This is a genomic window from Bacillus spongiae (assembly GCF_037120725.1).
Lineage (GTDB): Bacteria > Bacillota > Bacilli > Bacillales > Bacillaceae_K > Bacillus_CI > Bacillus_CI spongiae.
The window spans coordinates 211,082-233,959 of the sequence record NZ_JBBAXC010000005.1 but is presented as its reverse complement, the minus strand read 5'-3'; the positions used below and the strand labels follow the sequence as shown (position 1 = coordinate 233,959).

19 protein-coding genes and 1 other annotated feature are annotated in these 22,878 nt (G+C 34.6%); of the genes, 13 read left to right on the top strand and 6 right to left on the bottom strand.

What is annotated here, in order from left to right:
* Positions 1 to 297 precede the first annotated feature (297 nt).
* The 5 genes from WAK64_RS08350 (at position 298) to WAK64_RS08330 (ending at position 7,825) form a co-directional block, all read left to right on the top strand.
* Positions 298 to 2,046, top strand: a complete 1,749-nt coding sequence (locus WAK64_RS08350) for an ABC transporter ATP-binding protein (RefSeq protein ID WP_336586501.1) — start codon at positions 298 to 300, stop codon at positions 2,044 to 2,046.
* Complete coding sequence (locus WAK64_RS08345) at positions 2,043 to 3,836, top strand: ABC transporter ATP-binding protein (protein ID WP_336586500.1); 1,794 nt, start codon at positions 2,043 to 2,045, stop codon at positions 3,834 to 3,836. The genes WAK64_RS08350 and WAK64_RS08345 overlap by 4 nt, the downstream gene beginning before the upstream one ends.
* A 729-nt stretch (positions 3,837 to 4,565) precedes the next feature.
* Positions 4,566 to 6,443, top strand: a complete 1,878-nt coding sequence (locus WAK64_RS08340) for a glycoside hydrolase family 3 protein (protein ID WP_336586499.1) — start codon at positions 4,566 to 4,568, stop codon at positions 6,441 to 6,443.
* Between the two features lie 347 nt (positions 6,444 to 6,790).
* A complete protein-coding gene (locus WAK64_RS08335; protein ID WP_336586498.1) occupies positions 6,791 to 7,156 on the top strand; it encodes a hypothetical protein in 366 nt (121 codons plus the stop codon).
* A gap of 315 nt (positions 7,157 to 7,471) precedes the next feature.
* Positions 7,472 to 7,825, top strand: coding sequence for a VOC family protein (locus WAK64_RS08330; protein ID WP_336586526.1), 354 nt, complete (start codon positions 7,472 to 7,474; stop codon positions 7,823 to 7,825).
* 71 nt (positions 7,826 to 7,896) lie between these two features.
* On the opposite strand, the gene WAK64_RS08325 is transcribed toward WAK64_RS08330, so the two are convergent.
* The 3 genes from WAK64_RS08325 to WAK64_RS08315 all read right to left on the bottom strand — a co-directional run bounded on the left by WAK64_RS08325 (position 7,897) and on the right by WAK64_RS08315 (position 10,926).
* Positions 7,897 to 8,598 carry a metallophosphoesterase family protein gene (locus WAK64_RS08325; RefSeq protein WP_336586497.1) on the bottom strand — a complete coding sequence of 234 codons (702 nt, stop codon included), beginning with the start codon at positions 8,596 to 8,598 and terminating at the stop codon, positions 7,897 to 7,899.
* A gap of 720 nt (positions 8,599 to 9,318) precedes the next feature.
* Entirely contained in the window at positions 9,319 to 10,086 is a 768-nt protein-coding gene (locus WAK64_RS08320) for a hypothetical protein (protein WP_336586496.1), read from the bottom strand.
* 216 nt (positions 10,087 to 10,302) lie between these two features.
* The gene (locus tag WAK64_RS08315; RefSeq protein ID WP_336586495.1) at positions 10,303 to 10,926 is read right to left on the bottom strand and encodes a DUF6944 family repetitive protein; all 624 of its coding nucleotides are present in this window, start codon (positions 10,924 to 10,926) and stop codon (positions 10,303 to 10,305) included.
* Positions 10,927 to 11,336: 410 nt separating this feature from the next.
* Here WAK64_RS08315 and WAK64_RS08310 point away from each other — a divergent pair, with 410 nt between their 5' ends.
* Both WAK64_RS08310 and WAK64_RS08305 read left to right on the top strand, forming a co-directional pair.
* Entirely contained in the window at positions 11,337 to 11,735 is a 399-nt protein-coding gene (locus WAK64_RS08310) for a YybH family protein (protein WP_336586494.1), read from the top strand.
* 82 nt (positions 11,736 to 11,817) lie between these two features.
* Positions 11,818 to 12,504, top strand: a complete 687-nt coding sequence (locus WAK64_RS08305) for an aspartate/glutamate racemase family protein (protein ID WP_336586493.1) — start codon at positions 11,818 to 11,820, stop codon at positions 12,502 to 12,504.
* Positions 12,505 to 12,679: 175 nt separating this feature from the next.
* Here WAK64_RS08305 and WAK64_RS08300 read toward each other — a convergent pair whose 3' ends face one another.
* The 3 genes from WAK64_RS08300 to WAK64_RS08290 all read right to left on the bottom strand — a co-directional run bounded on the left by WAK64_RS08300 (position 12,680) and on the right by WAK64_RS08290 (position 17,899).
* Positions 12,680 to 14,665: a bifunctional 2',3'-cyclic-nucleotide 2'-phosphodiesterase/3'-nucleotidase gene (locus tag WAK64_RS08300; protein WP_336586492.1), complete on the bottom strand. Its 1,986-nt coding sequence runs from the start codon at positions 14,663 to 14,665 to the stop codon at positions 12,680 to 12,682.
* 690 nt (positions 14,666 to 15,355) lie between these two features.
* Positions 15,356 to 16,786, bottom strand: a complete 1,431-nt coding sequence (proS, locus tag WAK64_RS08295) for a proline--tRNA ligase (protein WP_336586491.1) — start codon at positions 16,784 to 16,786, stop codon at positions 15,356 to 15,358.
* 41 nt (positions 16,787 to 16,827) lie between these two features.
* Positions 16,828 to 17,024, bottom strand: a binding site (T-box leader).
* Positions 17,025 to 17,371: 347 nt separating this feature from the next.
* A complete protein-coding gene (locus WAK64_RS08290) occupies positions 17,372 to 17,899 on the bottom strand; it encodes a hypothetical protein (RefSeq protein ID WP_336586490.1) in 528 nt (175 codons plus the stop codon).
* A 458-nt stretch (positions 17,900 to 18,357) separates the two neighbouring features.
* Here WAK64_RS08290 and WAK64_RS08285 point away from each other — a divergent pair, with 458 nt between their 5' ends.
* The 6 genes from WAK64_RS08285 to WAK64_RS08260 all read left to right on the top strand — a co-directional run bounded on the left by WAK64_RS08285 (position 18,358) and on the right by WAK64_RS08260 (position 22,619).
* Positions 18,358 to 18,738: a hypothetical protein gene (locus tag WAK64_RS08285; RefSeq protein ID WP_336586489.1), complete on the top strand. Its 381-nt coding sequence runs from the start codon at positions 18,358 to 18,360 to the stop codon at positions 18,736 to 18,738.
* Positions 18,739 to 18,912: 174 nt separating this feature from the next.
* On the top strand, positions 18,913 to 19,113 hold the full coding sequence (locus WAK64_RS08280) for a helix-turn-helix transcriptional regulator (RefSeq protein WP_336586488.1): 201 nt from the start codon (positions 18,913 to 18,915) through the stop codon (positions 19,111 to 19,113).
* Positions 19,114 to 19,115: 2 nt separating this feature from the next.
* Entirely contained in the window at positions 19,116 to 19,538 is a 423-nt protein-coding gene (locus tag WAK64_RS08275; RefSeq protein WP_336586487.1) for a hypothetical protein, read from the top strand.
* Positions 19,539 to 19,762: 224 nt separating this feature from the next.
* The gene (locus WAK64_RS08270) at positions 19,763 to 20,383 is read left to right on the top strand and encodes a hypothetical protein (protein WP_336586486.1); all 621 of its coding nucleotides are present in this window, start codon (positions 19,763 to 19,765) and stop codon (positions 20,381 to 20,383) included.
* Positions 20,384 to 21,062: 679 nt separating this feature from the next.
* Entirely contained in the window at positions 21,063 to 21,929 is an 867-nt protein-coding gene (locus WAK64_RS08265; protein WP_336586485.1) for a PhzF family phenazine biosynthesis protein, read from the top strand.
* Positions 21,930 to 22,304: 375 nt separating this feature from the next.
* Positions 22,305 to 22,619, top strand: a complete 315-nt coding sequence (locus WAK64_RS08260; protein WP_336586484.1) for a hypothetical protein — start codon at positions 22,305 to 22,307, stop codon at positions 22,617 to 22,619.
* Positions 22,620 to 22,878 lie beyond the last annotated feature (259 nt).

The following is a 22,878-nucleotide window of genomic DNA, read 5'->3' as shown; positions in this document are numbered from 1 at the left end:
GGGGGAGTTTTTTATTGTAAAAGAAATAATCTAGGGATTTACAATATTCAAACTTTAGTAAAATAATAATTGCGAAATTTGGAGAAATTTGAAATAATTGTTACAAAGAAGAAGTCATTACCTAAATGGAAAGGAAGTGTTAAAAATGGATAAAGCTATCGTAAATTAATTAGTGAGCCTAGTACTATATTAAGGTAATTGTATGGATTTATTATGATTTTCACACCTTAACTGCTGGAGCTTGCTAATTCAAACTTGTTATATAGTTGAATTTTATAATACTAAGGTGTGATTTAGATGAAAAAAGAAATCGTAGAGTATGGGAAATTACTATATCGGTATTTGAAGTATCGAAAATTAAACGTCTTGTTACTGGCATTTTTTCTATTAGCCAATGTGGGGCTACAATTAATTAACCCGCAAATTGTACGCTATTACATCGATACTGCTAATGGTGGGACGTTACCTGAAAATTTATTGATGATTGCAACTGCTTTTATAGGTATAGCTATTTTACAGCAGTTGTTTAGCTTAATGGCTACATACATTGGTGAGAACCTTGCATGGAAAGCGACCAATGATATTCGAATGGATTTAACAGATCATTGTATGGATTTAGACATGACGTTTCATAAGAAATATCAGCAAGGTGAACTAATAGAAAGAGTAGACGGTGACGTTTCTGGTCTATTTGATTTGTTTTCAAATGTATTTTTAACTATTATCAATAATGTTCTCTTATTAATAGGCGTTCTGTTGTTTTTGTTGAATGAAGACTGGAGAATTGCCTTATGCCTTTCGTTATTTTCTGTTTTTGCCATCTATCTGTTAACTTATGTGAAAAGGAAAACACAGGATCACTGGGTAAAGGCTAGTGAAGCAAATGCAGCATTTTATGGATTAATTGGAGAGCAAATTTCGAGTACAGAAGATATCGCTTCAAACAACGCAAAAGATTATATGATGAAGCTGTTTTATAAGATGGGAAGAAAAATTTATCCGATTATACGTAAGGCTGAGCTGACATGGGCCAGTATGTGGACAGCAACATTAATTATATTTGTAACAGGCAATGTAATCGCATTTAGTGTGTCAGGATATTTATGGAGTAACGGTATCATCACGGTTGGAACCGTTTATTTAATCTTTCATTATACTGAATTACTAAGAAGACCGATTGAACTAATTAAAGTCAATCTACAAGATTTACAACTGTCAACGGCTAGTATTGTGAGAATAAAAGAATTATTTGATACTAAATCCTCACAAGTAAATGGAATAAAAGAAAACGTATTATCAAATGCAATTGAAGTGGAATTTAAGCACGTAAACTTTGGATATGAAAAGGATTCACTTGTTTTAAAGGACCTTTCCTTTCATTTAAAGCAGGGAAGAACGCTAGGCGTACTAGGACGGACGGGAAGTGGGAAAACGACGTTGGCTCGTCTTGTCGTCAGAATGTATGATAATGATCACGGGCAGATTTATCTTGATCAACACAACATTACTGACCTTTCCTTCAAGGAATTGAATCATCATCTAGCGTATATTACACAAAATGTTCAGCTTTTTACGGCTACATTACGAGAGAATATAACCGTATTTAATCATGAAATTAACGATGAAAAAATTATGGAGATTATCCAGAAATTACAGTTAGTTGAGTGGTACGAAGGATTCTCTAACGGACTAGATACATTCATTCAGGCAAATGGCGGTACCTTATCCGCTGGAGAAGAACAATTACTAGCGTTCATTAGAGTGTTTATAAAAAATCCTGGGCTTATTATTCTGGATGAAGCAACGTCAAAAATCGATCCTGTCACAGAGCACTATATCGAAAGGGCATTAAATAAATTACTAGAAAATAGGACAAGTATTATCATTGCCCATCGATTAAGGACACTCGACCGAGCAGATGACCTTCTCATATTAGAGAAGGGGAAGGTTTTAGAAGCAGGCGAAAAAGGGGAACTATTAACGAATCACTCGTCTCATTTTAATCATTTAGTAAAACAAGGGATTGAGGAGGCGTTGATTCAATGATAGAAAATCGTCATCAAGCGAAAACGGCTTTTTATATGTGGAAATTAATCACGTATAAGCGAGGACTTTATAGTCTTTCTATTATCCTTTCAGCATTAGCGGGAATCATGCCTTTAATTGATGGACTGATTATTAAATCGTTCTTTGACATTATTGGGGGACAGTCTTCGACCAATATTGGTATCAGTCTATTGGTTATTTTACTATTGGTGTCGACACTAATAAGGGTGTTGATTATTCGGTTTGGCTTTATCGTAAGCACTCGGCATGATTTCTCAATTACTCTCCTTCTTAGACGTAATTTAATCAATTCCATTATGAAGAATGCAAGAGCAAAGGCACGAGTAACGACAGCAGGTGAGACAATTAATACCTTTCGGGATGATGTCGAACAAGTAAAAACAACGATAAGCTGGTTATCATGGATGATCGGTCAAATTCTTTTTGCCATTGTTGCATTAGTCATTATGCTTTCGATTAACGTAAAGATTACTTTATTTTCGATTATGCCTTTAATTGGAATTATTATTTTAGCCCAAGTGACCGGAAGGAAAGTCGAAAAGTATCGAGACCAATCAAGACAGGCTTCAGCGAATGTTAACGGATATATTGGAGAAATATTTGACTCGATCTTAACGATAAAAGTGTCGGGAAGTACAAAAAATGTTTTGAAAAGATTGGATCAGCTGAATCGGGAGAGGCATTCTTATACGGTGAAGGATTCCTTTTTATTTCAACTATTAAATTCAATTAATAACAATGCGGTCACTCTTGGAACAGGCTTAATATTACTCCTATCGGGAAGAGCGATTGTAAACGGTGAATTTAGTTTTGGGGACTTCGCTTTATTTGTTTACTATTTAGGGTTTGTCGCAGAAAGCATAGAATCTACCGGGAATTTCTTGCTTTATTATAAACAAACAAAAGTTGCATTCAAACGCTTATCTAAGCAATTATTGGATAAACAGAAAAAGAAGCTTGTTGAGCATAAAACGATTTCATTGTCGGAAAGCTCTCCTACAAAACCTGTGCAGGTGGAAACGTTGACTGAAGCAAGAGAAGGGCTAGAATCGTTGAAGGTCGCAAACCTCTCCTACCAGTATGCTGAATCAAAAAATGGAATTCATAACATAAACTTCACGATAAAAGCAGGTGAAGTAACTGTTATATGTGGTCGTACAGGCTCTGGGAAAACAACATTAGTAAGGACAATGCTTGGACTGCTACCAAAAAATAAGGGGCATGTCTATTGGAATAATCAATTAGTGAAGCAACCAGAATTGTTTTTTATTCCACCTCAAGTAGCATACACTTCGCAGCAACCAAATTTATTTAGTGATACGATTCGAAATAATATCGCACTGGGGATTCCAGATGACCAACTTCAATTAGAAGAAGCGATTGAATCTGCTGTTCTTGAACAGGATCTAATGCAAATGGAGAATGGGGTAGACACGGTAGTAGGACCTAAAGGAGTAAAGTTATCCGGTGGCCAATTGCAGAGAGTAGCATTAGCTCGAATGTTTGCAAGAAAATCCGATTTACTTGTTTTAGATGATGTTTCAAGTGCTCTAGACGTAAAGACAGAAACGGCTATTTGGGAGAGGCTTTTTTCCAACAATAACCCAACAGCGATTATCGTTTCAAATAGTCAATTTGCGTTAAAGCAGGCGGACAATGTACTCGTAATGAAGAATGGCTATGTTGAAGCACAAGGAAAACTAGCTGATGTGATTAATCAATCAACAGAATTGAATCAATTAATGGGTTACGTAACCGCTGATCAGTAGAGAAAAAAATGAATGGAGTTCCGCTAGTGAATACTTACCCATATTCACTTAGCAGAGCTCCTTTATTAGATATGGAGATTGAGTCGCACGATATTGGACAAGTACAAAATATCTTTAAAACTGTATGGTTCCAATACTGATTTGCCAGTTCTCCTCTTTGTTTGTAATGATTATGCCTAAAAAATATTTCCAAGTCCTATTCTTTATTTTTTTTATAGGATTGTTTAAGAGAAATAAAATTGATTAAGTACATGAAAACGAAACTAAGCCCTGATACTCCTACAATATCAAGCCAGCCTTGATGTTCTTTTGGGAATCCAAGTAGGAATATAAACAATACAAAAAACGTTAAGGAAAATAGGAAAGATTGAAGCAAAGTCTTTTTTATCCTTCTATACCATAGATGTAGATAGAAAGATAGCTAAACTTTGTAATAAAGAAAAATTCATTTATAAATAGTACTTGAATAGATGATTAAGCATAAAAAGGATACTCCTCTTTGGGTACTAAAACGATCCTTCCTTTTTCCGAAAATGTAAGGTGAAGAATAAGGACTTTATTCTTTTTTAGGACATAGTATTTTTGTTATTTAATCTATATTTTCAAAAAAACAAAACAAAAAAAAGGAAAAATTTGAAATTTTATCGAATACTACTCCCAAAGATAGTTGTTGACCTCAAGAGAGAATGTTGGTGCAACGTTAATTAATAAAAGGAGGAGAGTAGTGTTTTGAACAAAAATGTACATTTTAAAGGACGTTGGGTGCTTACTCTATTAAGTATTATTATTGTGGGTGGTGTAATTTGTTTGGTTAAGTTAACAGGGACGAATGCTGAAGATATTGATACAGATCTTAGAGCCGAAGGGAATCAAATTTATAAAGATCCGAATGCATCGGTTCCGGAAAGAGTGTCTGATTTACTTTCTAAAATGACCCTTGAAGAAAAAATTGGACAAATGACACAAGTAGATCGAAATTTCTTGAGGTCAGAAGAAGATATAGCAAAGTATTATTTAGGATCTTTATTAAGCGGTGGAGGGTCATCTCCTGCGCCTAATACCCCTGAGTCTTGGGCGAATATGTATGATCGGTATCAGTCGATTTCATTAACAACCCCACTAGAAATCCCCTTAATTTACGGAATTGATGCTGTACACGGCAATAATAACGTATACGGTTCGACGATTTTTCCTCACAATATCGGGCTAGGTGCTGCACGAAATCCTGAATTAATGAAGCGAATAGGAGAAGCAACAGCGAAAGAAGTTGCCGGAACTGGCATTAATTGGACGTTTGCTCCATGTTTATGTGTGGCACGTGATGAAAGATGGGGAAGAACTTATGAGAGTTATGGTGAAAATCCAGAAATAGCAAGTTCATATTCTACTATCATTGAAGGTCTGCAAGGCACAAATTTAACTGATTCTTCCTCAATTCTAGCTACAGCGAAACATTGGGTTGGAGATGGTGGAACTATCGGAGGTGATGATCAGGGAGATACTCAGCTTTCTGAGCAAGAACTGAGAGATATTCACATTGCTCCATTTATTGATGCGATTGAAAAGGGAGTAGGGTCCGTCATGATTTCTTATAGTAGTTGGAACGGTGAAAAGCTTCATGGTCATGATTATTTAATCACAGATGTACTAAAGCAAGAACTTGGATTTTCTGGTTTTGTCGTATCTGATTGGGCAGCGATTGATCAACTTCCAGGAGACTATGCAAGTGATGTTCGAGATTCCATTAACGCTGGAATCGATATGGTGATGGTTCCTGAGGACTATATAACCTTTATTTCTACCCTACGAAATGAAGTTAATGAGGGAAATATCTCGATGTCTCGAATTGACGATGCTGTATCTCGTATATTAACGAAAAAGTTTGAACTAGGACTGTTTGAAGACCCTTATACTGATCGAACGTATACTCCAACGATTGGTTCAGAGGAACATCGAGATATAGCTCGTGATGCTGTTCGACAGTCACTTGTATTATTAAAAAATGAGAAGGAAATTCTCCCATTATCTAAAGACTTAAACAAAATATTTGTTGCGGGAAAAAATGCGAATAACATTGGTAACCAATCCGGAGGTTGGACTATTAGCTGGCAAGGGAGTAGTGGAGATATTACTCCTGGAACAACGATCTTAGAAGGAATCAAAAATGTCGCTTCAGAAAATACAGAAGTAACCTTTAATGAAAGAGGAGTAGGAATAAATTCAAGCTATGATGTGGCGATTGTCGTCGTAGGTGAAAAGCCATATGCTGAAGGGCAAGGAGATCGACCAAATGGTTTGGGACTTGATCGTACAGATATCACAACTTTAAACCAAATCAAAAGGTCTGGTGTACCAATTGTTGTGATTTCTGTATCTGGTAGACCATTAGTCATGACAGATCAATTATCAGATTGGAATGCATTGATTCAGGCGTGGTTACCAGGTACAGAGGGGGACGGAGTGGCAGATGTACTTTTTGGAGATTATAATTTTACTGGAACATTACCAATAAGTTGGCCTCGTTCAGAAGAACAATTGCCAATGAATATCGGTGATGAAAATTATGATCCACTCTTTCCATATGGATTCGGCTTAACGTACCCATAGATGTTAGAAACAATTGATTAAAATAAATGGAAAAATGAATCATTCACCGAAAGTAGTGGTTACTTCATGTAGCTACTACTTAGCTTGTAGACAAAGTCTAAAAGATTAGACTTTAGCTGCAAGCTTTTTTCTATACTAGGGTAAAAAGGTTGATGTTGTGGTGGGATATGAAAACTATCAAAACCGTTAGAAGTTGAAAATATTAAAATCAGAGAGGAATTTAATGGAAGTGAAATATAGTTGAAAATCTATTCAAATAAATGGGTTCATTTCAAATTATTAAGAAACTTTTGTAGTGTTTATTCGTATAGATAGTGTAGATAGTGAAAAAAGAGGAGGTGAGTAGTTTGCAAGTACAACCACAAATTTCTTCAAGCGTTACCATCGTAACAAAAAAGGAAATGACATTAAGAAGAGTGTTAAATACATATGGATTTTTTACTGTTATTTCACTTGTTTTATGGATTTTTACTAATCCTATTACTCTAGAAAATATGAACTTCTATTTCAATGATAAAAAAATGTTAGAAACATATCAAATTATGAAATATATGTCATTTGTAGCTGGTAGTGGTGTTATTTATTTTTTTCTAGTAAATATATACTTTATGGGACAAAAATGGAGGAAGGTATTTTATACAGCTATTACGCTATTATTTTGCTTAAGCCTTTTTATGGTTTTTTATCTTCTCCCCAATGCTACACCTCATTAAGAATAAGGATTTTTTTCTACTGTGGCCAATTATTTAAGTGTCAAAATATTATAGGAGATTGTAATGAATAAAAATATGAAGATTTTATATAGCAGACGTTTTTCCTAAAACAACCCCATATCTTCAGTTTTATTACATAAAAGGAGTTATCATCATTCAAGTATTAAAACCTTTTCAGCAAAGAGAAGCCAAAAATTGCCAAACAATACCTATTTTACAGAAACATATGCTAGACTAAAGTTAGTAAAATACATCAATGACCTTCATTAAATAATTCGATTTAAATGAAAGGGGGAGTTATGTATGAAGCAACAAATGGGAAAAGTAGTTGGATTTGAGTTAAGCAGTCAAGAACCTGAAAAAGCCGCTGAATTTTATCAAAACGTTTTTGGGTGGAAAGTAGCTGAACCTCGATGGGATTATTGGGCTATTTCAACCGGTGAAGAAGAAAAGGGTGGAATCAATGGAGGAATTGGGAAGGGTCCTCATGATTATCCACACGGTACTCGGATTCAAATTGAAGTAGATTCAATTGACGATGTGATTAGTAATGCAAAAGAAAACGGTGCGATGATCGTTAGGGAGAAAATGGAATTCGAAGAGTTTTACCTTGCCTATTTGGTCGACCCTACAGGAGTAGGGTTTGGACTCATTGAAAATAAAAAGTAAGGATTTTATAGAAAAGAGGAACTCCAGATGAATGGAGTTCCTTTTTCACTTTAAACACTCAATCACAAATGCTATTCAATGTGATAGACTTTTAAGCTTGGAACTTCTAAACAATTTAGTCTTCCTCCGTATGCACAGCCTCCGTCGATCCCAATAATTTTATTTTTTCCAAAATAGACATTCGGACTTTCGTGTAAGTAATTAACAGGCGTATGTCCGAAAATGACGGTTTTATCACCTGTGTACCCATTATGGAATTCTTCTCGAATCCATACGAGTGTATAAGGATCTGTTGAATGAAGAGGTGTTTCCGGATGGACTCCAGCATGAACAAAAATGTGTTCGTCCGTTTCATAAAAATAAGGAAGCTCTTTTAGAAACTCAATATGCTTCTGAATATCATCATTCATTTCAATTGGATCAGGAAATTCTTCCGTCGTATACCAATACTTCGCATCATCTTTTTCGATGGAGTAGCCATAATTTTGGAGTGTTTTAATACCACCATTATAAAACCATCTTTTCAAGGACATCGGATCTGTTTGGAATGCCTCAATCATCATCTTTTCATGATTGCCTAATAAGGCGATGGCACCATCCGCTTTTAGTTCAATTACTTTATCGAGTACTGCCCGAGATTGTGGCCCTCGATCGACATAATCTCCTAATAATAATAGTTGATCTTGTTCTTTGTTATAATCCACAAGTTTTAATAACTTCTCGAACTTTTCTAAATCTCCGTGTATATCACTAATTGCAAGCATGCGCTTCATTCAAGTCACTTCCTACTATTCTATGTTTGATGATTTATATTTTACCATAACATTCTGAAGACTGCTTTTAGTAGACATTGATCATGGAGGTAGAGTTGGGTTACCTAGGACACTTTTAGCAAAATAGAAATTACGAAGAAAAGCCTTTTTTACTTGAAAAAAATAGCATAAGTGGTGCAAAAAAAGAGCGATTTACTTGCGAAAGCAGAATACTTGCAGAAAAAAGCAATTTACTTGTGAAATGTGAGAGAATACTTGCAGAAAAGCTCATTTTACTTGCAGAAAAGCCCATTTTACTTGAAGAATAGTCTATTTTACTTGCAAAAATAGCATAAGTGGTGCAAAAAAGAGCGATTTACTTGCGAAAGGAGAATACTTGCAGAAAAAAGCAATTTACTTGTGAAATGTGAGAGAATACTTGCAGAAAAGCTCATTTTACTTGCAGAAGTCGCATAAGTACTTGCGGAAAAGCCCATTTTACTTGAAGAATAGTCTATTTTACTTGCAAAAAAAGCATATGTGGTGCAAAAAAGAGCGATTTACTTGCGAAAGGAGAATACTTGCAGAAAAAAGCAATTTACTTGTGAAATGTGAGAGAATACTTGCAGAAAAGCTCATTTTACTTGCAGAAGTCGCATAAGTACTTGCAGAGAAGTCCAGTTTTAGCATAAATGGTGCAAAAAAAGAGTAGTTCACTTGCGAAAGCAAAGGGCTTCGAAGCTAAAACCCTAGTTCATATAGCTCCTCAAAATACAAAATTTCAAGCTTCTTTTCAACTATTCGATAATAATAAGCGATTGGGTTTCTAATTTTACGATTCGATTTCAACTTTCGAATCATTTGTTTAAATGAATGGATCGCTATAGGGAGCAATTTGTCCATTTCCTTTTCTCGATTATTACGGTATGCAGCTATTTTTGTCATACGCCAAAACTCTTCGATCATTTTAGCTTCTGAAAAAAAGTACTTGACGAGATTGAGGAAGGGGAGGGGAACTTGTTCATTTGTGTATGTATAGTCAAGCTCTGTTGTATTACGTTTATTTTCTTTTTTTAATTTAGTTTTAGAAAGGTTGTTAGTTTTATATTGGTGGTTCAATTTTTTTGTTTTGGGTAGTTCACTTTTAGGAAAACAATTGAAAACGTATAGGTTGCTTGACTGTGACCCATTTTTTCTTTCTGTTTCGTGTACAGTGATGATTCCAACCTGAATAGCTTTAGTTATCATTCGTTTAAAAGTAGAGCGAGATATTCCATTTCCGTTATATTCGTCATGAATGGCTTTTAATACTGTAGCTATTTTTGCATTTGAAACACCTGGTACTTTAGCGGAAAAGCGGACTAGTCGCTTTAAAGCAACTAATTCACCTTTAGAAAATAGTTTGTGATGGTGAGCTAGCCACATTTCTATATGGTGGTTGAACAACGTTAAGCTGGAAAATTGAGAGAACTGTTTAAATTGATTAATCGAACCGGATTTTAAGTGCATACCATTTTACCACCTTTCTACATATTAAATACTGAAAATGCTGTAGAAAAGTCACCTATACGGTAAATTTTTTTCTAAATTAAAATGGGTAATGAATATAAATATCGACTTAGCCAATTGGAAAGTAAAAACGAATTACTTTATCGGGGTTTTACAAAGTAAATACCCTCTGCTGAAAATAGTGATAGCAGAGGGTTCCGATTTTTTCGATTCATTTCAAAAGAAAGGAAAATGGGTACGATTTGTCGTTCGTGGTTGAGCGAAGGCATTCTGGTTATTGCGATTATTTTCTTCAAGATTTTCAGTTACTTCTTTACTTGTGACTAAAGCGGCTAGAATCGATCCGATGGCTTGAATCCAACTTCCAATTTCATTTATATTTCCACTGTCGCGATCTTTGGATTCTATGATCCCGGCAATGGCTTGTAGTGAGTTCCCAATCACTTGAAGAAGGTCGCCATAAATGGCAAGAAGGACATCAACTGAAGGGTCCTCATTAAATGTTTCGGAAACAGCCGCACTTCCACCGAGTGCTTGGAGTAAGTTTCCGCTAATATCCAAATTTAGTTTTGTGTCTTCATCAAAATCGATAACAATTCCACTAATAACGGTTAAATTTCCGATTGATTGGATTTCATTTCCCGCTTTGGTCAAATCAAACTCTTCAATGGTATCTGCAATTAAAGCATTTCCTACTGCTTGACCGACGTTTCCGATTACGCTTAACCCTTCGAGTTGCTCCTCTGAAAGAATTTTTGAAGGGGTAGCCCCAATGGCAGCGACTGTTGTCCCGATGGCTTGAATCCATGATCCAAATACTAATTGCTGTTCATTATTCATTGATTAATCGCCTGCACTTGTGTTCTTACATAGTATATACAAAAAGGAGACATTATGTTTATTAAGAATGATCTTATTATCATTGTCGTTTTAGGTAAAATTTTCTGCATGAATTCATAACATCTCCTTTCCAATAATATAGTATTACTTTATTCTATTAGTAAGGACAAGTTACGCTTGTACGGATGACTAGGTTTTGTCCGAGTCCTTTAAGAATTGAGCGACAATCATAATATGAAGGAAGCAATTATTTGTATTATATGATTCAACATCTATTTTGGGCTTGCTTTCTTTAAGTCAATAATCAATTTGTTTTATACAGCATGTTAAATACTTACTTAAGGTATGCAACGTGCACATATTTCTGATATTTAACAATGATAGGAAACATTGTAAAGTAAAGAGGGTGTATGATTATAGGAATGGAAGTGATTGAGTTGAATTGTAAGGAAGCATTGGCAAAATACATTGAAGCAACGAATACGCATGATTTCCAAAAGGTACAACAAGTACTTCATCCCCAGGCGATTTATTGGTTCACGAATCAATCATGCTCTTCGATGGAAGAAATCCAACGTTATTTTGAATATGCATGGGGAGAAATAAAGGATGAGGTCTATTCAATCTCGAATGTAAACTGGGTCAGCATGAATGACAGGTCTGCAACATGTTTATATACATATCATTATCAAGGCTATAATAATGGGAAACTAGTATCTGGTAGTGGAAGGGCGACGAATGTTTTTGTTAAGACGGAGGACAATTATTGGAAGTTGATTCATGAGCATTTGAGCAAACCTATGGTGTAATAAACGATTACTTCTTGTTGTTACCTATTATTGTGATAAAGGAGTACCTATTGTAAAGAATACAAGTACATAGGAGGAACAAATGATTGGGATATTAGCAGGGATGGGACCTAAGTCTACCGGTCCATTCGTAGATTTAGTTGTTGAGCAATGTCAGGCGGTTTATGGTGCAAAGGATGATATGGACTTTCCACATATGATGATCTATTCATGTCCAACTCCTTTTTATATCGATAAACCTATTAATCATAAAGAAATGGAACAAGCCATTATCACTGGTGCGAAGAGACTGGAGAAAACAGGTGTTGATTTTATTGCAATGCCATGTAATACTGCCCATCTGTACATTGATCAGTTGAAAGAGATGATAACCGTACCAATTATCAACATGGTGGAGGAGTCAATTAAAGCCCTTCCACAATCTTCACATCGAACGGCACTTTTAGCTACTGAAGCTACGGTTCAATCAGGGATATATGAACAGGGGCTCAGCGAATTAGAAGTAAACTACATTCATAAACCTCATTGGCAAACAATGGTTAATCAGTTGATAGCTGCAATTAAAAGCGAGGATGTAAATGTATCCTATAAGCTATGGAGTCAATTAGAAAAGGAACTGGATGGACACGTCGATACGGCTATTATCGCCTGTACTGACATCAATGTTGTTTCTCACAAGAAATGGAGTCATATTACACTGGTCGATTCAGCTACTTGTCTGGCACGAGCCGCTATACATAAATATCTTTCTAAAGAAGGAAAGGAATAAACCCTTCCGATTCATGCATGCGAGGAAGTGGTCGAATCCATATTATTTTCTTAACGAAAATAGAAGGAATAGTGATGGAATGATTGCGGAGACTTCATAACCTGTAAAAAACATAATGATAAATTAGAAAAAAACCCATTAGTATGGAGTACTAATGGGTTTTTCACAATTTTCATTACTTGTTTAAGTTAATGATGTATTTAGCAAATCCGCTTTCTAGTGTATCAACGTACTCAAATGGAGTAGCATCTGTTATATAATCTTGTGCTTTTGGTGATGATTCAAAGAAAACGTTAACGTCTTCAGCGATCGTGCTGAATGTCCAGTTGCCGTCAGCTGCTGGATCGATTGTTTCTTTTTCTAAAATGTAGTCAATAACGACTTGACGATTTTCATTTGGTGCTTCGATGACAATATTGGTTCCGTCAATTGCAGGGAAGCTACCACCGCCGCTTGCACGATAGTTGTTTGTTGCAACAATAAATTGTTGTTCTGGATCTACTTCTTTTCCTTCAAACATTAGGTTTTTAATTCGGTTCGCATTTTCGTTTGCGATTTCGCCTTCAACGGTATATCTATTCGGTTCTGTTACATCAATTTCATATTGTACACCATCGATAACATCGAAATTATATGAACGGAATTCCATGTTTACTAATGGTTGTTCTTCTGTTGAAGTCACATCAATTTGGTTAAATTGACCTGCTGACATTTCTAACCATTCTTTCAATTCTGCACCCGTAATCATTACAGCTTGGAGAGTGTTCGGGTACAAATAGAGGTCAGCGACGTTTTTAATTGCAATTTCGCCAGTAGGGATATCCGTGTAATACGTTACATCTCCGCGTGTACCGGCCTTAAATGGAGCACCTGCTGATAATACAGGAATACCTTCTAATTCAGTACCTTGAATGTACTTTTCAACATACCATTTTTGCGCATTTGTCACGATTTGAATAGATGGATCATCTTGTACTTGTGCAAAATAACTGTTGATTGGAGCGGTCGTATTACCGACAGCACTTCTTACCCAGTCAATAGTGGCATTATGATCTTCTTCAATCGCTTTGAACATTTCTTCATCTCGATCTACTAGAGAATTACCTTCTTCGTCAGCAATTGCTCTCGTAGAAGTTTTCCCACTTGTTACAACCCACTCATCATCAGTCTTTTCAAGCTGTAAATCCACTAGTCCTAAGTGGCTACCCCAGTATCCTGGCATAACAGATGGAACTCCATTGATCGTTCCTTTTTCAATGTCTGCACCTTCTAGGTCAGCATAATCCGGTCCTGGAAATACACTGTGTGAATGACCGAATAGAATCGCGTCAATTCCTTCAACAGATGTTAAATCATAGGTTGCGTTTTCTTCCATTCCCTCAGCGGTAACAGTACCAATTCCAGAGTGAGGAATAGCAACAATAATATCTGCGCCGTTTTCTTTCATTTCAGGAATAAATTTATTCGCTGTTTCAATAATATCCTTCGCAATGACGTTTCCATCTAAATTAGCTTTATCCCATTGCATAATTTGCGGAGGAGTAAAGCCGATCACACCAACTTTCAGTGTGTGCTCTTTATCATTTTGGTCTTTCACTTTCTTATCAAGAATGACATAAGGTTCAAAATAATTTTTGTCATCCTCTGGGTTATCATTATTATCATCAATATAAACATTCGCATTGACGTAAGGGAAGTTAGAGCCCTTTAATGTTGTTTCTAGAAAATCTAATCCATAGTTGAATTCATGGTTCCCAATATTTCCAGCATCATAATTGAGTAAGTTCATGGCTTTGTATACGGGATGTGTTTCGCCATCTTCAAGGACATCAATTTTTGCGACATGGTCACCTAATGGATTCCCTTGAATAAGATCACCATTATCAAACAACAAGCTATTTGTCACTTCGTTACGAGCTTCCTCAATCAAGGTAGACGTTTTAACTAGTCCATATTTATCAGTCGTGTCGTCCTGATAATAATCGTAGTTCGCTAAATTAACATGGATATCTGTCGTTTCAAGAATACGAAGGTCAACGATCGTTTTCTCGCTAGTCCCTTCCTTATTCGTATCTTTGTCACCATTATTCGTGAAGAAAATCACTCCTGCAATGACAACGATGAAAACTATTCCTATCGAAATAAGCGTTTTCATATTCATAGTCACTACCTCCTAAGTAGTATATTTTATTCAAAATGTAATATGATATTGCAATAACATATTATCATACAACTACGGTAAAAGTTAGAGAAAAACGACCTATTTAACTTGTAATACTTTCCTTTGATTCTGTAATTTTACAATAGGCTTATTATGATATAATTTACTGTTTTTTATGAATTTTTGAGTAATGACTCGGGTGACAGTTTGAGTGAAAAAAGGATGCTATTAGATTATAAAGTATGTGTGTAAATCTGCTTATATATCCAACTAAAATGGTCCAAATAATGAATTGTCTCCTACTGTGATAATAGGAACTTGCTTCCTCCACTAGAGTTTAAAAAATGAAATTATCCATGAGGACATTGTGCATCTTATGGGAAAGGGCTTTATCGATTAAAGGTTATGATTATAGAGTGGTCCGAGTAGGGGGGATATAATGTTGGTATAATCTTTTTGTGGGATCAAGCTAAGGGGAGTAGAATTGCATAAAAAGATGTAATCTTTTTCTTTTTTGAAGAAAAAAGAGAAGATAGCAAGAAACAATTTGGCTAGGGTTTAAATTCTTGTTAACTCTTTCTACAGAAAAATCTTCTCGCTGCACCCAATATTAACTTACTAACAGTAGAGAGCAAGTCATCCTATTGATTAATAGTGACTTGCTCCCTTACAGACTAAACGATGAAATTTTTAATAGGCTTTTGCCCAATACACCATGTGCTTTGCCTCTTTATTACAGCAAACACATTTATCTGAAAGCTCATCTTGTTGAAATGGTATACAACGAGATGTTGCACCACTTTCTTCTTTTATCAAGTCCTCACAAGCTACGTCACCACACCACATCGCTTTAATAAAACGATTTTCTTCATGTAAGATACTTTTAAATTCTTCTAAGTTCGAAGCAATTGATGTGTTACTCTTAAGGTGCTTTGCCGCTTTTGCATACATGCTGTTTTGAATGTCAGATAAAATTTCTTGTATTTTACTTTCTAATTCATTGATTAAAACCGTTATTTTTTCACCAGAATCGCGCCTTACTAACACGACCTGTTCTTTTTCAATATCTCTAGGTCCTACTTCTAGACGTAAAGGAATCCCTTGCATTTCATATTCATTAAATTTCCAACCTGGTTGTTTTTCACTTGCATCGATATCAATTCGAACCATATCAGAGAGTTTTTCCTTTATTGAATAAGCATGGTCTATGACACCTTCCTTGTGTTGAGCAATCGGAACGATCATCACTTGAGTAGGGGCGACTTTTGGTGGTAAAACTAACCCTCTATTATCACCATGAACCATAATCATTGCACCAATTATTCGTGTGGTAAATCCCCAAGACGTTTGTTGTACATTTTGGAGCTTACCATCTCTGTCTAAAAAGCTAATGCCAAAAGATTTAGCAAAACCATCCCCTAAAAAGTGGGACGTTGCTGCTTGTAATGCTTTACCATCATGCATAAGGCTCTCTACTGTGTAGGTGAATTTAGCGCCAGCAAATTTTTCTTTGTTTGTTTTTTTGCCTTTTATTACAGGTATAGCTAAAAGTTCTTCACATAATGTCGAATAAACTCCAAGCATTTTTTTAGTTTCATTAATCGCCTCTTCCTCTGTTTCATGACAGGTGTGTCCTTCTTGCCATAAAAACTCTAATGTTCTAAGAAAAGGACGAGTCGTTTTTTCCCACCTTACAACATTGGCCCACTGATTATATAACTTTGGTAAATCTCTATAAGAGTGAATAATATTTTTATAATGTTCTGCAAATAAAACCTCTGATGTAGGTCGAATACACAAACGTTCCTGTAATTCTTCCTCACCTCCATGTGTTACCCATGCAACCTCAGGAGCAAAGCCTTCAATATGATCTTTTTCTTTTTGTAGTAAACTTTCAGGGATTAAAAGCGGCATATAAACATTTTCATGTCCAGTCTCTTTAATTTTTTTGTCTAGTTGATCTTTAATATTTTCCCAAATGCTGTACCCATATGGTCGTATGACCATACTTCCTCGGACACTTGAATAATCAACAAGTTTTGCTTTCGTTACAACATCTGTATACCATTGGGCAAAATCAACTTCCATGTTCGTTATTTTTTCAACAAAATTCTTCGACATAATCTCCCTCCTACTAATAAATGCAAAAAGCTGAGCTTTAAGTTAGGGACCATTTCTGGTGGTACCACCCTAATTTAAAGCTCAGCTTTACACTTCATTGTTTAACGGTTTTAACCGCTGTGTTTTTTCACACAGATCTCATAGGTAGGTTCACTTGAATATCTATAGGAACTTCTCAGCAACTGTTCCCTCTCTGTATTAGTTGATTCAAATTACTAATCCTAATCATCGACGCAATAATATAAATATTTTAAAACATTTTATATGGAAAACGAACCAAAATCAATACCATAAATGAATATTTTTTATCATACTTGAAAGCTTTTGCATTTGTAACTCTAGAAAAACGTTCAAGCGGTTAAGGGTGATGTACATCACGTTTAAAAAAGTTTAAAGGCTGGAGAATTGAGGGGCAGGGATTCACTAAATATTCTGCATGTCATTATCCGATTGTTTTTAATAACAAAGACAAAGTGTACGTTGTTTAAAAAGTATGATTGATGCAATTATATTTTAGCCTATCTGTTTCTATTATAATAACTTTTCAGATAGTAAAAAGAGAATCATCAAATGACTCTCTTTAGTTCAAGATTTATTTTTTCGAATAGATGCTACAAATACTAATGCAAAAAGTACTGTCAGGAGCAAAATGAAAGGAATTCCCCATAAATAAAAAGAATCTAACTCTTCTTTATTAATTATGTCACTTATAAACGGATAAATAATTAAGACAGAAAAGAAAAGTCCAGATATTAATGCCATAAACCAAATAATTGGGTTTTTACTTTCCGCAATCTCCTCCATTATTTGACTAAATGTCACCTTGTAAGCTTCTCTGTTGTGTTCTTCTTTTTCACAATGGGCAAGCGACTTTTTAAGTACAGAATAGAAAATACTTATCACAGGAACTACTAATGCCAAGAATGTAAAATCAATGAATACCATTAAGCAAAAGATAATCACTATAGATAAGGCGAATATTCCCATTAATCTTTCATAAATTTTTGATATCTTAAAATATTGCTCTTCATCAGTGATAATATATTGCCATTTACTGAACCGAGGTCCATATAGAACAAATCCCATGTTGCCATCTTCTCTTTCTATAAACACCAGTTTAAACCCCCCTTAAAAAAGAGTAACACAACATTTCAGAGGAATATAGTAATTATTATTCTAAGCTATCTATTATTCTCCTAGCTACATAATGATAAGAATGTGAGTGTGTTTTTCGGTGTCTGAATTAGTATCTTTCCAATTGAAAGACACCAAACCTATTATTTCCTCGATTGAATAGTGGTACAAGACTTCAATAAAAGATGACAATAGCCTAAGGTAATTAAAAACATAAGCCCTCTCATTATACTCTCACGAACAAGTATCTTTCCTAATCAGGTTCATAACCTGTTTTAATAGAGAAGTTTCGTTTGCACCTAGTCTTAGAATGATAGACGAATGAAAAAACAATCTTTCTACTAGTACATTCAACTATACCAATTTAATAGTATATGAATATAGTATATAGATCGTTTCTGTTAGAAATAATCTGATCATAGAAAGGGGGGAAGAATGTGACGGTAGCACTCTTTACGACATTGCCTGATACGATATTAGTGGATGAGCAGCAATCCTTTCAAGTATGTACAGTAAATTCTGATCCATTACTCGACGGGTTAGAAGTAAGAATTTTTGTTACGCTTGGAAATCTGGATTTGTTATCTGAATTTTCGGCGTTTATATTTGATCCAGATTCAGGAGTCTATGTTCCGATTGAGTTTAATGATCTAGGTGTTGGAATATTAGAATCAACGCTTGCGCCAACATCTTGTAGCCAAGTCCTTGTAACTTTTAAAGATGACAAAGACTATCGCTTTCAACAACAGGTTGTTGAAAAAGCAACTGGGAAACCACTTGCATCCAACACGCAAATTTTTAGAGTAGTAAAAAACTAGTATAATGTATTCAAGAGGGGGAGACCCTCTTGAATTTTTAGTTCTGAGGAGTAAATACCATTTGAAATAGGTGCTGAACACACTCACTAAATCAGTAGTTCAATTGAGGAATATGCAATGTATAAATTACATAATGGAATTTATATGTTACAATTATAGTGAGGAGGGGTCTTCTTGAAGAATCTTGTAAAGCTAGCCCGTGTCAAAGCTGGTTTAACACAACAGCAACTGGCAGATGAAGTTGGCATTACTCGTCAAACAATAAGTTTAATTGAAAAGGGAAAATATAACCCATCGTTAAAGCTATGCTTACAAATTTGCTACGCTGTAAACGGCAAGTTGGATGAATTATTTTGGGTAGAAAAGGAGGAATAAACATGCAGAAGATTAAGGATGAACGCCTTATTTTATTGGATTTGAAAATGATACGTATCACTTTTCTTGTTCAAACCGCTGGAATAATTGGTATTTTAGGATATGATTTGATTACGGCTGGGTTCGAGGGCATGCGGCAAAACCCATTGTGGATTGTCTTTATGATTACAACGGTACTATATACTTTCTTATCAACGAGTATTAGTGTTGACTATTTTGAAGGAACGAAAACATATTCAAAAAAGGGTCTACAAATAGGGTTTGGTATTATTACTATCATTTCAGTCTTGTGGGGATATTTGACGTCAATAAGTGAAGGTAATACCGCTTTAGAGGGGTTTATTGTAGGAGGAGTTATATTTGCAAGTACAGCTATTCCTTTGCTGTATGTCCATTATTTAAGAAAAAAAAGAACGGAGGAATAAAGGTAAATGGGGAGGGGAGTAATTTTTTCGTTCATAAAACATTGCTCAATTAAGGTCCAAATCGGAATTTGAAATGTTTTATGAAAAAGAAAATAGCTATTTTACCGATGTACTTCTCCTTGTCTAAATTTGAAGCAACTGAATTCATTGGTAACGCTAAATCTTCGGGAGGTCCAACAACATTTCATATTGAAAATTAGCTTGAATTATAAAAGGAGATAAAAATGAACTTAGAGAAATTCTTTATCAAAGATGATAACGAATTTGAACTATTGAAAGAAAAGGTCATGACTATTTTTAATGAAAAAATCAATTTACCTGAACAAGTTTTTAGTCAAGAATTTGGAAATTTTAAATTTGAAGAATTTGACTGGGCAATGAGCGGTGAGTTCTGGAAAACACTTAAAAAATTAGCTGTTCACACTAATGATGAATTTGTATTAACTGCAGTGATAGAACCAAACCCAGTGGATTATTTTCACAAAGAGTTTAAATATTATAATTGGATCAAAATGTCAATTGATTTATCTACCGATAATTATTTTGAACTACTTGAATTAGGGCCAGAAGAAAGTCCAGCAGATGCAGTTTTATATAATTCCTATACTGTTGTTTGGTTATCTCCTTCGATGAAGTGGGCAATTTGGGGAGAAAGGGAATATGGTATATGTGTCATTGGATTAAATGATACGGTACATCATAATAGTAAACTGTTATCTTCTTTAAAATCCTGGCGTAGTATTGACAGTACAGTATTATCTTGGATTGGCGCTAATTTTATGAGTGAAGAGTCCCGGCAAAAATTCGTTGAAACTATTTTTTCAAACTACTCACAAGGCAATTAAATATTAGAATAACTAATTGAACTAAAAAATCTTGCTAGGCATAATTTATTGAAACGTTTTGTTGTAATTAAGTTAAATTTTTTAAAACTATTATATACACTAGATGCTTACAAAAAAGATCGTGCGAAGAGAGTGGTAATATAATAATGATTAAATAAATGGAAATATGCAAGAACATCTTTATCTAGTAGCATAACTCCAGTACCATAATGGAATATTTGAATTAAAGATATTACGAGATTGGACAATATGACATGGGTTAAGTCCAGAAAGACTGAACAGAGAAGTTAGAAATAAAGTTTACAATCAAGCTAGACTGTTGATTATACGGAAGATTTGTCAAGAGCATGTCTATCTTTTTTTTACATTTTCTAATTCTTTGTATAGATATACATTTTTTCGAGTAGATCATATAAAGTGTTCGTAGAGAAAAAAGTCAAAATTTTAGCTGCGTTTTCAATAAAGTGTTTTTTCACTATGAAGGGATGTCCTCAATGATTAGCTATTATATATTCATAGTACTTTAGCGTATTGCTTTCTAATATAGTCATCATAAAACGTAGATAATATATATTTTGTTGACTCATTTTTTTGCATTGAATATAGAAGGACAAGGTCCACTTTATCAAGTCTTTTTTATCAGACATACTCATTATGAATAATCTTAAGAGGTGAACAAATGGAGTTTTCAGTATATACATTAAATGCATTTACAAAGGGATCAAAGGGAGGTAACCCAGCTGGAGTAGTTTTAGATGCTGATAAGTTTACAGATAATGAAATGCAAAAGATTGCTAATCATATTGGCTTTTCTGAAACAGCATTTATTCATAAATCAGACGTTGCTGATTTTAACATCCGATATTTTACTCCTAATGATGAAGTAAACTTATGTGGACATGCTACCATTGCCAGTTTCTATTTATTGTTACAAAATAAGGTTGTTAATTACGGTCAATATTTAATTGAAACGAAGGCTGGAATTCTTGAAGTAAACATTGAAGAAGATGGACGAATATTTTTATCACAAGCACTCCCTTATTTTGGTCAAGAAATTAGAAGAGAAAAAGTTTTGAGTTCTTTAAACCTTGAACTAGATGGACTAAACAATGAACTTCCCATCCAAATTGTATCAACGGGACTTAAAGATATTCTAATTCCAATTAAAAATAAAAAAATATTGCACCAAATCACTCCAAACTTCGATGAAATCACTTCTATTTCCAAGGAGTATGGGGTTGTAGGGTATCATTTATTTTCTTTAGATAGTCAAGACAATTCAGTTGTCCATTGCAGAAATTTCGCTCCTTTACACAATATCCTTGAAGAGAGTGCAACGGGAACTTCTAATGGAGCCTTAAGCTGTTATTTATACAAGTACGGTGTAATTAAAGGGTCTCAAAGTCTAACGTTTGAGCAAGGGTTTACAATGAATTGTCCATCAGAAATTATTTCTAAAGTAAAAATTAATGAAGAAAGAGAGATTATTAAAATTGAAGTAGGAGGAAATTGCTCAGGTTTAAAATTTCATTCTATGACTTTATAGCAGTTATTATTCTTCGACTGAAACAGAGAAGAGAGTGAAGGGAAGGTGTGGGATGAATGACCAAAAATATATACATTTTGTAAACTAGTCACCATTCGTATGTGTGACTAGTTTTTTTAGTTATGTTCGAAAGTATTATAGCTTCACAAAATATAGAGTTACTTGGTTTGACACAGGATCAATAAAACTAAAATAAGTCTATAGACGTTTGAATGGAGCTTACAGAGTTTGCAGCAAGCGAAAAAAAGCTTGTTGGCCAGAATACAAAACTAAAGGATGAAACCGAAAAATCAAGAAAGGAATATTGAATTTTTGATAAATTCGAAACTTTTCATGAGCTACTCCGTAAATAAAGTGTATACAGGAGGGATAAAAGTGAAAAAGAAAATAGGTATAGCAGTCTTTTCATCTATTGTTATTGGCTTAATTGTATGGCTCGCAAGTTTAATCTTTGCTTTTTCATATTTTGAATGGAGTTTTTTTATAGGGCTAGCGCTGACAGGTTTGTTGTTTTTATTTAACAGTAGTGGTGGAACTTTCTCGAAAGGAGCCACATTAGAAGCTAGTGAAGCCATGTGGAAAATACAAAAAGAGAGCGGTTTAAAAACTAATGTTGGTGCGTTCTTTTATGGTTCCGTGATATATACAATTATAAGCTTAATTATTATGGTAGTAAAATATACTTTGTGATTTCCTAAAAAGTGAGAAACGAATTTATCCTAACGTTTAGAGCATTGCTCTATGCGTTATTCTTTTTTTATCACAAATAAATGGGTCTGCTTAAGTGAACAAATAAATGTATAAAGCAAGAGCAACTGGAGTGTTATTTTGTTATGGGCATTAACTATGAATTCTTTCGAAAAAGCATTAAACGGAAGGCTTCAGGTTATATGGATTTTTTTTACCCAATCCTATGCCTATGTGTTGAATACATACAATTGAAGAATCA